This is a genomic window from Kitasatospora sp. NPDC001225, from assembly GCF_053597855.1.
Genome location: NZ_JBSFJC010000486.1, coordinates 1 through 1,097, shown reverse-complemented (window position 1 = coordinate 1,097; position 1,097 = coordinate 1). Strand labels below are relative to the sequence as shown.

At 73.8% G+C, this 1,097-nt stretch carries 1 protein-coding gene and 1 pseudogene; both read right to left on the bottom strand.

Going from position 1 to position 1,097, the window contains the following annotated elements:
• Positions 1-201: 201 nt before the first annotated feature.
• Positions 202-378, bottom strand: coding sequence for a hypothetical protein (locus ACWDCZ_RS41660; RefSeq protein ID WP_449818767.1), 177 nt, complete (start codon positions 376-378; stop codon positions 202-204).
• 548 nt (positions 379-926) lie between these two features.
• Positions 927-1,043, bottom strand: a pseudogene (locus tag ACWDCZ_RS41655) (short-chain dehydrogenase); the annotation flags it as partial.
• Between the last annotated feature and the right edge of the window lie 54 nt (positions 1,044-1,097).

Genomic DNA, 1,097 nt, shown 5'->3' with positions numbered 1-1,097 from the left:
AGCGATCGGTTCGATCGTCGACGCCGTCGGGCCGGGGAACGTGCGACTCGACACGGTGCGACGTCTGCGTGCCTGCCTTCCCGGGCTGCCGCAGGAGAGTGACCGCGTCCGGGCGCTGACGGCGGTCCTCAGACGGTTGGAGAGCGCGGCGGGCTGACGTTGCCCCCGCTGGCCGCCGGGGTCGGTGGAGGGACGGCCGACTCAGACCGGCCAGGCGTCGCCTGAGTGCCAGTGCTCGACCCATTCCGCGAAGCCCCAGGCCTCGGCGCCGGGCACCGAGATCGCGCCGACGTCGGACACCATCCAGACCTCGCCCCGGTGGGGCCCGGCCGTCGCCAGGAGCCAGAACGACTGGCCGTCCTCCGAGCCGAGGACCACCGATCCGTGGGTGAAGGCGGCGTGGATGCGGGGATCGTCCGGATCGGCCTCGCCGTCGTCCTCCCACAGCCAGGCGTCGTCCAGCGGGAACGGTTCGCCGGGCAGGCGCGGCCCCAGGTCCGGCCGGTTCGCGGGCAGCCATCCCAGGGCTGGAGCCCCCCGTCCTCGGCAGGTCCGAGGCTGCTGCCGTTGCTGATCTCCGCGGTGAAGGTCCGGTAGGGCTCCGGAAGCGTGACCCCGTTCGCGGCCTCCCACTCCGCGACGCCGCCGTACCCCATGGCAGGCTCCCGCCACTCCGAAGGGAACGCGGCGCCCAGGGTGGCGAGGGCGGTCTCATCGGGGCGCTGATCACATGCTCGGGTCACGGGAGGATCTTCTCAGGGGCGACCGACTTCCGATCCGGCGGCCCTGGTGCCTCGGCGTGGTCGCAGGGCGGCGCCGGCGCCCAGGGGCGAGCCGCTGGTCCCTGACCCCGGGCCGCCTGAGCGTCCAGCGGCATGACGTGGAGCGAAGGCGTGAAGGCGTCCCCGAAGGGGGCCCGGTCCCGGTCACGCCGGTGGGATCGGGCCGAGGTAGGTGCCGCCGGAGGCGTCGATGGCCTGGCCGGTCACCCAGCGGCCCTGCGGGCCGGCGAGGAAGCCCACGACGTCCGCGACGTCCTCCGGCAGGTACGAAAGTAGGGACTAGTGATCCGGCGGTGGCTTGTGGAAGCGCCGTCG